Origin of the sequence: Micromonospora sp. NPDC049230 (genome assembly GCF_040647875.1) — a bacterium.
Classification (GTDB): domain Bacteria; phylum Actinomycetota; class Actinomycetes; order Mycobacteriales; family Micromonosporaceae; genus Micromonospora.
Map to the genome: position 1 here is coordinate 158,350 of NZ_JBEZCZ010000004.1, position 12,969 is coordinate 171,318.

Sequence of the window (12,969 nt, forward strand, 5' to 3'; positions counted from 1 at the left end):
TCCTCCCCCAGAAGCGGCCCGATGACGTGCCGCCGCGGGCCGGAGCCCGCGGGTGGGCATCGTACGCGTCCGCCATCGTAGGTAATCTGCCGTGGGCGCGGTGGTCCCGCAGCGCGGCAACCCGGCCAGCCGAACACCGACGCACACCTGGAGGCCACTGTGGCGACGAAGACGGCGACCGGTGGGCTGAGCCGGATCACCATCGTGGCTCCCCGTACCCGGATGGACCTGGCCCTGCCGTCGGACGTGCCGATGGCCGACCTGCTGCCCACCCTGCTGCTGTACGCGGGCGAGGACATGGCCGACGAGGGGGCGCGGCACGGCGGCTGGGCACTGTCCAGGTTGGGTGGTGCGCCGCTGGACGGTGGTCGTACCGCCGCGCAGCTCAGTGTCCGCGACGGTGAGGTGCTCTACTTCAACCCCCGGTCCGCGGCGGCCCCGGAGATCGTGTTCGACGACGTGGTGGATGCCGTCGCCACCGCGACCAACCAACGCCCCGGTGCCTGGCAGGTCGGCGCGACCCGGTCCTTCGCTGTGGTGTTCGCGGCGTCGGCGCTCGGCGCCGGCGCGCTCGCCGCGCTCTTCGCGGGCCCGCCGCACCTGCCTGGCGCGCTGGCCGCCCTGCTGGTGGCGGTGGCGTTGCTTGTCGGCTCGGCGGTGCTGTCCCGGGCCGCCGGGGACAGCCGCACCGGCGCGGTGCTGGCCATGGTCGCCCTGGGGCATGCCGCCGTCGGCGGCCTGTTGCTGCTCGCCGGCGATCGCCCACTGACCGAGCTGGCCAGCCCGCACGTCCTGCTCGCCGCGACAGCGGCGGTGGTCGCCGGTGCGGTCGCCGTGCTCGCGGTCGGTGACAGGTATCCGCTCTTCTTCGCCGCGATCGGGGTGGCGGCCGCGACCGGGTTGGGCGCGTTGCTCAGCCTGGTCCTCGACCTCGACGCGCCGGCCTCCGCCGCGGTGGTGGCGGCTGTCGCGTTCGCCGTGGTGCCGGCACTGCCGATGGCTGCCTACCGGCTGGCGCGACTGCCGGTGCCCTCGATCCCGACGGGCCCGGAGGACCTGAAGACCGACAGCGAGTCCGTCGACGGCCGGCAGGTGCTCCAGCGCAGCGAACGCGCCGACCAGTTCATGACGGGTCTGCTGTGGACCGTCTCGGTACTTGTGCTCGGCGCGCAGATCGTGCTCGCCCTGGACGGGCGGTTGTCGGCGGTGCTGCTGTGTCTGGTGCTGGCTCTGCTGTCGCTGCTGCGGGCCCGACCGCTGCTGGGCCGCGCCCAGCGCACCCCCGTGCTGCTGGCCGGCACCGTGGGGTTGGGCCTGGCCGCCGCGACGACCTTCGCCGGCGGGTCGCTGCCGGTCCAGCTCGGCCTGATCCTCGGCGGGCTGGTGTTGGCCGCGGTGGTCAGCCTGATCTACGGCCTGACCGTCGCCGGCAAGCGCATCTCGCCGGTCTGGGGCCGGCTGCTCGACATCGCCGAGATCATGCTGATCATCTCGCTGGTTCCGCTCGCCTTCTGGGTCTGCGGGCTCTACGGCTGGATCGTCAACCTCCGGCCCTGACCGCCCCCGGTCGCGACACCGGTCAGCGCTGTTGCGGACGGGTGGTGGCGCCCAGCGCCGACGCGACGGGCGCGGTGGCGTAGACGCCCGGTCCGTGCTGACCGTCCATGGCCCGGGTGGACGTGCCGGTGCGTTGCGCGATGTCCCGGACCACCTTGACCAACGCCTCGACGTGGTTGTCCATCGCCGCGACCCGCAGCAGCGGCGACGCCACCCGGCCGTCGGCCGACACCGTCGTGGCCACCGTGTGCGACGGCGCGGAGGTCGCGGTGACCGCTTCCACGAGCGGGCCGAGCGGCACCTCCGTTCGGCCACGCAGCACCAGACAACGGTGGGTCCAGCCGCCGCCGCGCAACCCTTGCCAGGTCTCCGCCGGCACCTCCGGCCCCAGGTCCAGCCCGGCGGCCGAGACGATGGCCGCGCGCAGCTCGTCGCGGGTGAGCGGTCGATGGGCCAGGCCCGCCGAGGTCAGCGCCTTTCCCAGCCGACCGATCCCGGCGGCCACCGTCCGGTGCACGCCGGCGAGCCCGCCGCCCCGGCTCACCGCCTCGGCCCGCGCGTCGCCGACGGTCAGCCGCAGCGCCACCCAGACGGTCCGGTGCGCCGCCGGCGGAGCGCCGGGCGCCGGGTACCAGACCAGGGTGTGTGCGACCACCTGGGTACGCGAGACCGGGGCGCTGAAGTCCGTGAGCACCCGCAACACCTCGTCCACCGTGGACGCCTCCACCGAACCGGCGGTCGCCCCGCCGGTGGGCTGTAGTGCGACCGCCGCGAACCACCCCTCGTCGTCGCGCCCGATGCCGAGCCGGGTGCCGCGGTCGGTCAACTCGATCACGCTCAGCTCGGGGGCGAGCGGGGCCAACCGTGGGTCGCCGGCCGTGCCGCCGCCCAGCGCGGCCGACGCGCGCTCGCCGCGCCGCCGCAACCGCCCCCGCAGCAGCAGGTCCTCGAACCACCAGAGGCCCCCTCGGCGGGCGAAGGTCGCGGCGAGGATCAGCACCGCCACAGCGGTCGCCGCGCCGAGCAGCCAGCTGGGCCCGGCCGACGCGGCCCACACGCCGACCACGCACAACTCCAGTACGACGAGCTGCCCGACGAGCACCGGACCGACGCGTCCACGGCCGGGTCGGTCGATCGGCGGCGTCGGTCGCGTCGCCCCGTCGGACGGGGCCGTGGCCGCTCGGGCTTGTCGCACCTGAACCTGCGTCATCGCTGACTGTCCCTCCTGCACGGCACGGCTGGGCACCGGGTCGGTCCGGTGCCGGCCACGAGCGGTGGTCCCGACGAACCTCCGTCGGCCCCTTATCGTAGGGAAGCCCGCGACGGCGCCCCGACCTGATCGTCGCGGATCCACCCTGCCGGAGGTAAGTCATGCGGACCCGCCGCGATCAGGTGCAGGCGTACCGCTTCGTCACCCGCCGGATCGTCTCCGCGCTGCTGTCGGGCGACCCGGAGACCACCAACCTGCCGATGCGACGGCTCGGCATGGCCGTCTTCGGCAGTGTCATCACCGCGGCCGTCGTGCTGGGTGGGGTTGGCGCCTACGGCCAGTTCACCGGTGGCACCGCGCCACTGAACGACCAGACCCTGGTCATCGAACGGGAGACCGGCGCGACGTACGTGTTCCTGAACGGGCGGCTGCATCCGACGCTCAACTACACCTCGGCCCGTCTGGTGCTGAACAAGCCGGATGCGACGGCGCGGACGATGTCCCAGGCCGCACTGCGGGACCGGCCGCGCGGGCTCACCCTCGGCATCGTCGGGGCACCGGACGCCCTGCCGGACCGCAAGTCGCTGACCGGCCTGCCCTGGTCGGTCTGCGACGTGCCCGACCCGGTCGACCCCGCGCGCTCCAGCACCAAGGTGGTGATCGACCGGGCGCTGTCCGGCGGCGTGCCGCTGGGTGACCGTTCGGTGCTTGTCGAGGTGGACGGTCAGCGCTACCTGCTCGCCAACAACACCCGACTCCAGGTGCTTGACGGGGACCCGACGATCACGGCGCTGAAGATGTCCCGCGCCACTCCGCTACGGGTCGGTCAGCAACTGCTCAACGCCGTGCCGGCCGGGCCACCGCTGCGCAAGCCGGCACTGCCCGGCGAGGGGGAGAGCAGCGTACGCAGGGTGGCCGGCCGACCGGCGGTCATCGGTCAGGTGTTCAGCGCCGCCGGGCAGCACTACGTGTTGACCCGGGAGGGTCTCGCCCCGGTCAGTGAGATCACCGCTCTGTTGATGGTCCGGGGCGGTGGCCAGATCACCGACATCACCCCGGACCAGGCCGGCGAACTGTACGTCGAGCAGCGGGTGGACGAGGAGGGGCTGCCGGCGACGCTGCCCGCCGTCTACCCGGCCAGGCCCGGTCAGACCGCGCTCTGCGCGACGTACCGGGCGGGCAGCGCGGGCGGCCCGCCGACCACCACCCTGGAAGTGTTCGACCGGGCGCCGACCGAGCTGACCGCGAGCGACCCGGGGCCGGTGCCGGTGCCCCAGACCAGGCGGGACGCCGTACGCACCGCCGAGGCGGTGCTGCTGCCCGGTGGCAAGGGCGTCATCGCGCAGGCCTCGCCCGGTGCCGGGACCAGCGGGTCCGGTGCCGCCGGGTCGACGATCTACCTGATCAGCCCGCAGGGCATCCGGTACCCGCTCGGCTCGGCGGAGACCCTGGCTGTGCTCGGCTACGGCGGGGTCACCCCGCTCGCGGTGCCCGGCTCGCTGCTCGCACTGATCCCGACCGGGCCCACCCTGACCCAGGAGGACGCGATGGCCGTCTTCTCGCCCGACGCACCGGCACCTGCCGCACCGCCGGCAGCCGCGCCCCCGCCGGCAGCCCCACCGGCCGGCGGGGCGGGCGGCGGGATGCCCGGGGGATCGACCGGGGCCGCCGGCTGAGCAGCCGCGACGGGTCGCACCGAATCGCGGCTGTGGACTAACCTGAATGTCGCTGACGGTTGTCAACCAGAACGACGGGGATGTTGCCATGACCGGGCGTACGGAAGTCGACCTGCTGTCCCTTGAGGACTTTCACCAGCACCTCGCGTCGCGGTTGAGTCAGGTCGAGACGGTGCTGCGCAAGCTCAACTCCGAGATGCAGTGCCGCCCTCCGGCACTTGGTGCTTTCTTCGACGCCACCGACAAGGCGCGTCGCTACACCGAGGTCCACCAGTCCTATGTCGACCAGGCCGAGCGGATCCGGCAGGCGGTGCTGGCCGCGCAGCAGGCGACGAGCACGATCCTGACCAACTACCGCACCGCCGAGGCGCGCAACGCCGCCAACGCCACCGACGTGACCGCCGCGCTGTCCGGTGTCGATCGGGCGTTGCAGCCGAAGGAGAACGGCAGTGTCTGAGTACACCCAGCGCTACCAGGGCAGCAGCCACCAGGAGCTGTACGACGGCGTGATGGCCGGCAAGCCGGAGCAGATCGAGGGCGTCGCCGCCCAGTGGGCCGAGCTCAAGGGCGTCCTCGACGGTCTCGGCCGGGAGTTGAGCGGCGACCTGGAAAAGCTCGGCAACACCTGGACGGGCTCGGCCGGCCGGGAGTTCCACCGGCGGCTCAGTCTGATCGTCGCCCACTCCGACGCGTTGGGCGAGGGGATGGCGGGCATCAAGCAGGGGCTGACCATGATGGCCGAGCACCTGCGCACCGCCCACAAGGAGGCCGAGAGCCCCGAGGAGACCGACGACAACGACAAGGCGATCTCCGGCACGATCAAGGGTGCCGTCACCTTCGGTCTGCCCGGTGCGATGGTCATGGGCATCGTCGGTCACCAGCAGGACAAGCAGGAGCAGGAGAAGGCCCACCAGCGGATGGTCAACCTGGTGGCCGAGTTGGCCAGCGGCTACGAGATCTCCGCGTACGACCGGGTGGTCGACCCCCCGCTGCCCGACCCGGACACCCCGAACCGGATCAACACGGAGCCGACGACGCCACAGAGCGTTTCGGCCGTCGCCAAGGCGAGCGCCGGGCCCGGCAGCAGCAACGTCACCGCGCACACCGGCGACGCGACAGTCTCGAGGCTTGAGCGCGCCGCCCCGCCACCTGGCGTCGGTGACGGCTCGGGCACCGGTGGCAGGCCCGCCGTGACCACCGGCCCGCTCGGCGCTGTCAGCGACTACGACTCCCGCGGCACCGTCCTCGCCGGCGCGGATCCGCTTGTCGGCGGCGCACTGCTCACCGGGGGCGCCGCCGCCGGGCTGGCCGGTCTGACCGGGTCGGCCACGGTGCCGGCCAGCGCGGGCGTCGGCCCCGGGCTGCTCTACGGCACGCCGGGCGGGTCACCGGCCGGCGGTGTCCTGCGCACCGCCGCGCTCGCCGGTTCGAGCGGCACGCCCACCACCTCGGCTCGTCCGTCCGGTGGAGCGCCCCCGGCCGAAGCCCGCTCCGCCAACGGCATCGGGCGCAGCATGGACGGCCAGCGTGGCGGCAGCGGCGGCCGGGCCGCGACGACCGGTGGCTCGGCCCGCAACGGCTCCGGGGTGCTGGGCGGGCGGGGTCGGTCGGAGGACGACGACTCCGACGAGCGGCTGACCTGGTTGACCGAGGACGAGATGGTGTGGGGCGACGGCGCGGACGCCGCGCCGCCGGTGCTCGGCTCCGGCGGCTGACCACGACCCGCCGCGGGGCGACCATTCGTCACCGGCGACGCCAACCGAACGACGCGCGGTGCCCCCGATCGGACCGATCCGGCCGGGGGCACCGCCCGTTTCCGGCTGTGACAGTCGTCGTCCACTGTGTGCGGGGTGGTGGCGGTCACGCCGGACCGGGCCGTCGCCGTGCTGCGGCATGCCGGGGCAGGCGATAGGTTGGTGGGGTGTCGTCCGCAGTGTTCGTCCGCCCGGCCCGCTGGGCTGTGCTGCGGTCACTGCGTGAGCTGACCCGGCTGGCGATCACCGCGCTGGTGCTCGCGGTCGGCCTGGGCGGCGCCCTCGCCGCGACCCCACCGCCCGCCTCGACGCAGCTGCGGCCCAGTGCCGTGAGCAGCCGGGTGGCAAGTGTCCGCCCCGATGCCACGCCGGTCACCGAGCGGTCGGTGGCGCAGCCCGCTGCCGCCCGACCGACCGGCCAGGTCGACACCGCCGCACCGGCCGGGCCGATCGTCCAGGGCCCGGGTCATGCGCCGGCCCTCGATCCCGGCCGTGGCGCTCCCGCCCGACGCGGCCCACCCACCCGCTGATCCTGGCCCGGCACACTCCGGGGCCCGGTCCCGGGTAATCCGTCGCGGCGGCTGAGTCGCCCCCGACGGGTCTGACCCCGGCACCCGGCCGACCGGTGCTCCTCGGGCTCCTCTGCCACCCGTCGATACCCGCCTTCGACCGCGAGGTGCTGATCATGCAAACCATCCTTTCCGCCGCCCTACCCGACGTCTCCCGAGCTGCCGTCATCTGGCTGAGCCTGCTCGGGGTGGTCGGCGTCGCTGTCTCGGCTCTGCTGCTACGGCCCGGCCGGCTCCGGCTCGACCCGGGTGCCCGGATCCGCCGCGCGGCAATGCCGAGCCAACTCGAGCAGGCACAGGAGGAGCGGGAGCAGAGCCGCTACGCGCAGGAAGTCGCGGTGGCCGCCGCGCGGGCGACCACCACCGCCCAGCGCCGTCGCACCGAGTGGGTGGCCGCGCAGGAGGCGGTCGAGACAGCCTGGGAGGCGTACGAGGCGGCGGAGGCAGCAGTCCGGCGGCTCGGTGCGGCAGCCGCCATGCCACTGCCGCAGACCGCCCGCACCCCCGCCGAGTACGCGGACCGCGAGCGTTACCTGCACCGTGCCGCGCTGGACGCGTACTGGCGGCGGGAGCTGTCGGTGGAGCAGCTCAGCGATGTCTTCGCGCACCGCGACGGCTGGGACCCGCGGCTGCACCCGGTCGCGCAGGAGCTGGTGCTCCGGCGGGCGATTCGGGACAATCTGGCGGCCCGGCACGCCGCGGCCCGGGAGCAGGAGCAGGTCGCCTGGCGGGCGGCGGAGTTGGCCGTCGCGGCGGCCCGCAGCCTGCGCGAGGAGGCCCACGCCGCCACCGGGCGACGGGTGGCCGATTCGGCGTCGGTGCTGCCGCTCAGCGAGGTTGCCCGGCCGTCGGTCGAGCAGACCCGGGAGAACAAGGTGACCGCTCGCGGCCGTGCGGCGGTGCCGGCGTTCTGAGCCGCGTGGCGGTCGTCGCGTGCTGAGCCGCGTGGCGGCTCCCGCGTGCTGAGCCGCGTGGCGGCCCCGCCGTTCTGAGCCGCCCGACGCCGGGTGGGTTAGCGTGACAGCATGTCCCGACAGGCGTGGGTCCTCGTGGTGATCGCCGGCATCCTGGCGCTCGGCACGCTTGTCGGTGCCGTGGTGCTGGCGGTGCGCGTGGTGCGTACGCGACGGATGCTCACCGGGCTCGGCGCGGGCGGCAAGGTCGCCTTCTACGGTGCGCTGATCTACACGATCTTCCCGGTGGACGTGCTGCCGGACCCGATCTACCTGGATGACATGGGCGTCCTGGCCGCCGCGCTGATCTACCTAACCCGGCTGGCGCACCAGCGCCGGACCGCCGGCCGCCAACTACCCGGCCAGCCGGATTCCCCGCCGGACGCCGATCGCGTACGTCGCAGCGTGCCATGATCGGGGTCGCTTCGGTGAACAGGGGACGGGCATGGCGGGCGATCATCGGTTGGACGTGCACGACGAGCGCGTTGTCGCCTTCTGTGCGGAACGGCACCTCGCCACGCTGACCACGATTCGTGCGGACGGGACCCCGCACGTCGTACCGGTCGGGGTGACCCTCGACCCGGCGGCCGGGCTGGCCCGGGTCATCACCTCCGGCGGCTCCCGCAAGGCCCGGCAGGTTGCCGCCGCCGGTGCGGCGGGCGCGGCGGTGGCGGTCTGCCACGTGGACGGCCGCCGCTGGCTGACCATCGAGGGCCGCGCGGTGCTGCGGTCGGATCCGGCCGCCGTGGCGGACGCGGAGCGCCGCTACGCCGAGCGGTATCGACCCCCGCGCCCGAATCCGGAACGGGTCGTCATCGAGATCACCGTCACCGGTCTGCTCGGGAGCCTCTGACTCCGGCTCAGGAGCCGACAACTTCGGGGATGTTGCTGCCTCAAGTGCGGTGGAGGCAGCAACATCCCCGAAGTTGTGCGGATCTTGCCGGCGTGCGGCTTCGACCCCGTGGCGTGCGGGCCATCGCCGACGCACCCCCCGCTGACCGATTTATCCGCTGCGGTGGCATATCCTGCTCGGTCGCACCCGCCCCGGCGGCGGACCGTGAGGGGCCACCGGAATCCCACCCCGCCGGTGGTCGTTTCCCCTGTTCGCGGCACCCGGGCTGCCGGAATGCCAGCCACCACCGACCCGTTACGCATCCGGTACGCCCACGGCCGACAGCCGGCCGCCGGTCGTCGCCCCGTGCTGAGCCGAGCGCCATTCCCGGTGCTGCTGCCCTCCGCCCGGTCGGAGGCGCACCAACCCCCGAACGGAGACTCGATCATGAACCCGATCGTCCAGAAGAGCGGTTTGTCCGTCGTCGGCCTGCTTGTCGCCGGCGGTTGCGCCCTCGGCCCGGCGGTGGCCGCGCAGGCGGCGCAGACCACGCCGACGTCGTCGAGCCAGCCCGATCGGTCCGCCGAGCGGATCCTCAGCATCGACTACCAGGCCCAGCCGAACTTCTTCTACTGCGGCCCCGCCGCGACGCGGATCGCGTTGTCCGCCCAGGGCAAGGCGCTCTCCCAGGACGCGGTGGCCAAACTGCTGGGCACCACCGAGGCGGGCACCCCGTCGGCCCTGGACACCACGCGGGTCCTGAACGAACTGACCGGCGGCAAGTACCGGACCACCGAGATCCGTGACGCGGTGGCCCGTCCCGACCAGGTCGAGCAGCTCCGCCGGGACGTGGTGGCCGCGGTGGACGCGGGTCGACCGGTGGTGGCCAACATCATGGGCACCACAGTGGACACCGATGGCAACCCGCACTCGTACGAGGGCGGCCACTACCTGACCCTCGTCGGTTACCGCGACGGTGGTGACACCCTCCGGGTCGCCGACCCGGCCGACCCGGCGCTGGGCGAGTACTGGATGAGCCTGCCGAAGGTCGCCAACTGGATCGCCGAACGCGGCTACTCCTCCTGACCCAGCCAGCTCACCGGGCCGGTCTCTCCCTCGCGGGGAGGCCGGCCCGGCCATCGTTGCGCATCCGGGCGGCCAGGTGCGCACGCCGACGAAACCGGGCGGCTCGCGTCGGACGGATCCGCCGCAGTTGTCGATGGACCGGTGGGTGGACCTCGGCCTCGCCGGCACCGGCCGCCCGACGCACGATCCGGTTGGCGTCGTCGGGTTCGTAGCCGGCCGCCCGGAGCAGGTCGCTGGCCGAGGTACGCAGCCCGGTGACGATTGCCTCGCCGAACGACTTGACCCCGCTCTGGGAGGCCCGCCCGGCCAACTCGGCGCACTGCTCGACCAACCGGCGGGTGTGCTGGGGGTACTCACCGACCCGGCGCTCCGTCCGCATCGCTGCCACCGCCTGGCCCAGTCGGCTCATCGCGTCCGGCAATTCGGGTGGGATCGGCTCGTCGTACTGCAACGCGGTCGTCGACCAGCGGGCCAACCCGCGGCTGTCCAGCAGCAGCCGCTCCAGGTGGTCCGCGGTGCGGGCGTACCTGTGGTACTGCTGGCGGCGGTGCCAGCGGACCGGCGCGATGGTCACCACCTCCTCGGCGCCGCTGAGCGCGTCGTGCAGCCGACTCAGGTCGTCGTCGGTGTCCCGCAGCCGCTCCAGGACGCGCATCGTCCGCTCGCCGTCACGCGCCCGCATCGCGTGCGACAACTCGTCGAGTTGCCCGCAGAGAGTCGCGTAGATCGGCGCAGCGGCCCGGTCCAGCACGCGCAGGGGGTTGATCGGCAACAGCAGTGCGACCACCACCAGGCCGACACCCCCGCCGACCAGCGCGTCGAAGATCCGGGGCAGCTCCAGGCCTCTCTCCATCGGGGCCAGCGTGGCGATCAGCACCGCGGTACCGCCGGCCTGACCGACAAGCGGACCGCCCTTCCCGGCCACCAGCAGCGCGGTGGCGATGGCCAGTGCGACCACCACGCCGGTCTGCCACGGGCCGGAGCCGAGGACGAAACGCAGCGTGTCGCCGATGATGATGCCCAGGGCCACTCCGGCCAGCAGCGCGAAGGTCCGACGGGCCCGCTGACCGATGGCGGTGGCGATCGTTCCGACGGCGGCGGCGGGAGCGAAGACGTGCGCGCCGGGGCCGAGCAGATGCTTGGCGAGCAGAGCGGCGATCGCCGCGGCCAACCCGGCCTGAAGAGAGATCACCAGAGTGACCTCCCACTGCCGGGCCCGGATCCGGCCTGCCTTCCCGCCGCGGTGTCGCGCCCGCCGGACCGCCCGGCCGCTCCGCTCGGCGGCGTCGTCGAGCCGCGACTGCTCGCGGTCGGCGGGTGGGCGGTCGTCGGCCATGGCGGCGGTTACCCCGACGGCGCCAGGGCAACCGTGCCGGCCCCGCACCACCGGCACCAGCGGCACCGTGGAACCCATCGTCATCCGTAGGTTTGCGCAGCCCCGTGGGGGTACCAGGGCCACACACCTCCCACCGATCCGCAACCGGTAAGGGGCCGTCAGATGAGTAACCGAGAGACCGCCGACGACCACGACGTCGTCGACCTCCTGGTCGCCGACCATCGTGAGGTCGAGACACTCCTTGTCGAGTTGGAGACCCGGCAGGGCACCCCCGAGCACCGCCGCCGTCTCGCCGACGTGGTGATCGCCGAACTCGTCCGCCACACGGTGGCCGAGGAGGCGTACGTCTATCCGATCGCGCGCAAGGCACTGCCCGACGGTGACGAGATCGCCGACCGGGAGATCTCCGAGCACGCCGACGCCGAGCGGACCATGAAGCAGTGGGAGTCCGTCGACCCGTCCGACCCCCGCTTCGACGAACTCCTCGCCCACCTGACCGACACCATCCGGCAGCACGTACGGGAGGAGGAGAACGAACTCTTCCCCCGACTGCGTGCCGCGACGGCCCGGGAGGAGCTGATCGACGCGGCCGACAGGGTGCTGGCGGTCAAGCGGATCGGCCCCACCCGGCCCCATCCGGGCGCGCCGGACCATCCACCGGCGAACCGGCTGCTCGCCCCCGGCATCGGTCTGGTCGACCGGATACGCGACGCGTTGAGCGGCCGGCCCAGTTCGGTGGACGAACTCCACGAGCAGCAACAGCACTAACGAACACCCCACCGGGCGGCGTCGGCCGGCGTACGATCCGCGCGGGCAGCGGCAGCGCACCGGTACGGGTGTCAGCACGTCACCGGTTGGGTACCGACCTCGCCGAGATCGAGGAGGACCGACATGGCGACAGAGGGACCCGACGCGACAACCGGCGACTCCGGACCACGCCAGACCTGGGCGGCACTGCCCTGGCTGGTCCGGACCGCGGTGTCGTGGAGCGCCTGCCTGGTGGTGGTCATCGCCGGTCTCTACCTGCTCGGCCGGATCGCCGTCCTGCTGGCACCGCTGGCCATCGCGCTGGCCGCCACCATCTTCCTCACCGCACTGCTCGACCCGGTGCTGCTCCTGCTGCGCCGGCTGCGTCTGCCGGCGGCGCTTGCCGCACTGTGCACCGTACTGCTGCTGCTCGGCATCCTGGTCGGTGTCGGCGCCCTGGTGTGGAACCTGACCGCCAGCCAGTTCGACCAGCTCAGCCAACAGTTGACCGAGGGGGTCGAGCGCAGCCGGGACTTCGTGACGTCCACGCTGCCGGTCAGCGACGCACAGCTGGACCGGCTGGTCGACCAGGCCCGGCAGGGCCTCAGCGGCAGCTCGCCGGACCCGGTCGCCGGGGCGCGGACCGCCACCGAGGTGTTCGGCTCCGCGCTGCTCGCCCTGGTGCTGCTCTTCTTCCTGCTCAAGGACGGCCGGTCGATGTGGCACTGGGTGCTGTCGCGGGTGTCCGGCACGACCCAGCCGGTGCTGGCCGAGGCCGGCCGGGCCGGTTGGCAGACGTTGGGCGCGTACAGCCGGGGCACCATGTTCATCGCCGCCATCGACGCGCTGGGCATCGGGTTGGCTCTGGTGGTGCTGCGCGTGCCGCTCGCCCTGCCGCTGGCGCTGATCACCTTCCTCGGCGGTTTCGTGCCGATCATCGGAGCGACGGTGGCCGGTGCGGTCGCGGTGTTGGTGGCGCTGGCCGCGAAGGGCCCCACCACCGCACTGCTCACCCTGGCCGCCGTGATCGCCGTGCAACAGATCGAGGGCAACCTGCTGGAGCCGCTGGTCATGAAGCGACAGGTCCGCCTGCACCCGGCGGTGATCCTGGTGGCGGTCACCGCCGGCACGCTGATCGCGGGGATAGCCGGCGCGTTCGTCAGCGTCCCGATCACCGCGGTCCTGTGGCGCGTCATCGACACCGTCCAACAGCGTCGCTCGGCCTCGGCCCGCACGTCCCCGGGCTGAT

The 12,969-nt window shown here is 73.3% G+C and carries 13 protein-coding genes; 11 read left to right on the forward strand and 2 right to left on the reverse strand.

The genetic code is table 11. The features are described from left to right. Positions 1-159 precede the first annotated feature (159 nt). A complete protein-coding gene (gene eccD / locus AB0A95_RS05215) occupies positions 160-1,557 on the forward strand; it encodes a type VII secretion integral membrane protein EccD (protein WP_357554368.1) in 1,398 nt (465 codons plus the stop codon). Positions 1,558-1,579: 22 nt separating this feature from the next. Here the strand turns inward: eccD and AB0A95_RS05220 are convergent, their stop codons facing one another. Then, positions 1,580-2,767 (reverse strand): type VII secretion protein EccE, encoded by a 1,188-nt coding sequence (locus AB0A95_RS05220; RefSeq protein ID WP_357554369.1) that lies wholly within the window; start codon positions 2,765-2,767, stop codon positions 1,580-1,582. Positions 2,768-2,928: 161 nt separating this feature from the next. Between AB0A95_RS05220 and eccB the strand changes: the two genes are divergently transcribed. The 8 genes from eccB to AB0A95_RS05260 all read left to right on the forward strand — a co-directional run bounded on the left by eccB (position 2,929) and on the right by AB0A95_RS05260 (position 9,637). Next, complete coding sequence (gene eccB, locus AB0A95_RS05225; protein WP_357554370.1) at positions 2,929-4,443, forward strand: type VII secretion protein EccB; 1,515 nt, start codon at positions 2,929-2,931, stop codon at positions 4,441-4,443. An 88-nt stretch (positions 4,444-4,531) separates the two neighbouring features. Next, positions 4,532-4,900 carry a hypothetical protein gene (locus AB0A95_RS05230; RefSeq protein WP_357554372.1) on the forward strand — a complete coding sequence of 123 codons (369 nt, stop codon included), beginning with the start codon at positions 4,532-4,534 and terminating at the stop codon, positions 4,898-4,900. Beyond that, a complete protein-coding gene (locus tag AB0A95_RS05235; RefSeq protein WP_357554374.1) occupies positions 4,893-6,158 on the forward strand; it encodes a hypothetical protein in 1,266 nt (421 codons plus the stop codon). Before AB0A95_RS05230 ends, AB0A95_RS05235 begins: the two co-directional genes overlap by 8 nt. Positions 6,159-6,364: 206 nt before the next feature. Then, positions 6,365-6,727 carry a hypothetical protein gene (locus AB0A95_RS05240; protein WP_357554376.1) on the forward strand — a complete coding sequence of 121 codons (363 nt, stop codon included), beginning with the start codon at positions 6,365-6,367 and terminating at the stop codon, positions 6,725-6,727. Positions 6,728-6,882: 155 nt separating this feature from the next. Continuing rightward, a complete protein-coding gene (locus tag AB0A95_RS05245) occupies positions 6,883-7,680 on the forward strand; it encodes a hypothetical protein (protein ID WP_357554377.1) in 798 nt (265 codons plus the stop codon). 111 nt (positions 7,681-7,791) lie between these two features. Continuing rightward, a complete protein-coding gene (locus AB0A95_RS05250; protein WP_357554379.1) occupies positions 7,792-8,133 on the forward strand; it encodes a YkvA family protein in 342 nt (113 codons plus the stop codon). A gap of 31 nt (positions 8,134-8,164) precedes the next feature. Beyond that, positions 8,165-8,572, forward strand: coding sequence for a TIGR03618 family F420-dependent PPOX class oxidoreductase (locus tag AB0A95_RS05255; RefSeq protein ID WP_357554380.1), 408 nt, complete (start codon positions 8,165-8,167; stop codon positions 8,570-8,572). A gap of 426 nt (positions 8,573-8,998) precedes the next feature. Beyond that, positions 8,999-9,637, forward strand: coding sequence for a C39 family peptidase (locus AB0A95_RS05260; protein WP_357554501.1), 639 nt, complete (start codon positions 8,999-9,001; stop codon positions 9,635-9,637). A gap of 10 nt (positions 9,638-9,647) precedes the next feature. Here AB0A95_RS05260 and AB0A95_RS05265 read toward each other — a convergent pair whose 3' ends face one another. Beyond that, positions 9,648-11,051, reverse strand: coding sequence for an FUSC family protein (locus AB0A95_RS05265; protein WP_357554382.1), 1,404 nt, complete (start codon positions 11,049-11,051; stop codon positions 9,648-9,650). 84 nt (positions 11,052-11,135) lie between these two features. Here AB0A95_RS05265 and AB0A95_RS05270 point away from each other — a divergent pair, with 84 nt between their 5' ends. Further along, positions 11,136-11,741 (forward strand): hemerythrin domain-containing protein, encoded by a 606-nt coding sequence (locus AB0A95_RS05270; protein ID WP_357554384.1) that lies wholly within the window; start codon positions 11,136-11,138, stop codon positions 11,739-11,741. Positions 11,742-11,864: 123 nt separating this feature from the next. Further along, a complete protein-coding gene (locus tag AB0A95_RS05275) occupies positions 11,865-12,968 on the forward strand; it encodes an AI-2E family transporter (protein WP_357554386.1) in 1,104 nt (367 codons plus the stop codon). Position 12,969: the final 1 nt, after the last annotated feature.

Coding starts and splice junctions, on each gene's coding strand:
- eccB (WP_357554370.1), top strand. CDS start 2,929: ATGCGGACCCGCCGCGATCAGGTGCAGGCGTACCGCTTCGTCACCCGC.
- AB0A95_RS05270 (WP_357554384.1), top strand. CDS start 11,136: ATGAGTAACCGAGAGACCGCCGACGACCACGACGTCGTCGACCTCCTG.
- AB0A95_RS05255 (WP_357554380.1), top strand. CDS start 8,165: ATGGCGGGCGATCATCGGTTGGACGTGCACGACGAGCGCGTTGTCGCC.
- AB0A95_RS05265 (WP_357554382.1), bottom strand. CDS start 11,051: ATGGGTTCCACGGTGCCGCTGGTGCCGGTGGTGCGGGGCCGGCACGGT.
- AB0A95_RS05230 (WP_357554372.1), top strand. CDS start 4,532: ATGACCGGGCGTACGGAAGTCGACCTGCTGTCCCTTGAGGACTTTCAC.
- AB0A95_RS05220 (WP_357554369.1), bottom strand. CDS start 2,767: ATGACGCAGGTTCAGGTGCGACAAGCCCGAGCGGCCACGGCCCCGTCC.
- AB0A95_RS05250 (WP_357554379.1), top strand. CDS start 7,792: ATGTCCCGACAGGCGTGGGTCCTCGTGGTGATCGCCGGCATCCTGGCG.
- AB0A95_RS05260 (WP_357554501.1), top strand. CDS start 8,999: ATGAACCCGATCGTCCAGAAGAGCGGTTTGTCCGTCGTCGGCCTGCTT.
- AB0A95_RS05275 (WP_357554386.1), top strand. CDS start 11,865: ATGGCGACAGAGGGACCCGACGCGACAACCGGCGACTCCGGACCACGC.
- AB0A95_RS05245 (WP_357554377.1), top strand. CDS start 6,883: ATGCAAACCATCCTTTCCGCCGCCCTACCCGACGTCTCCCGAGCTGCC.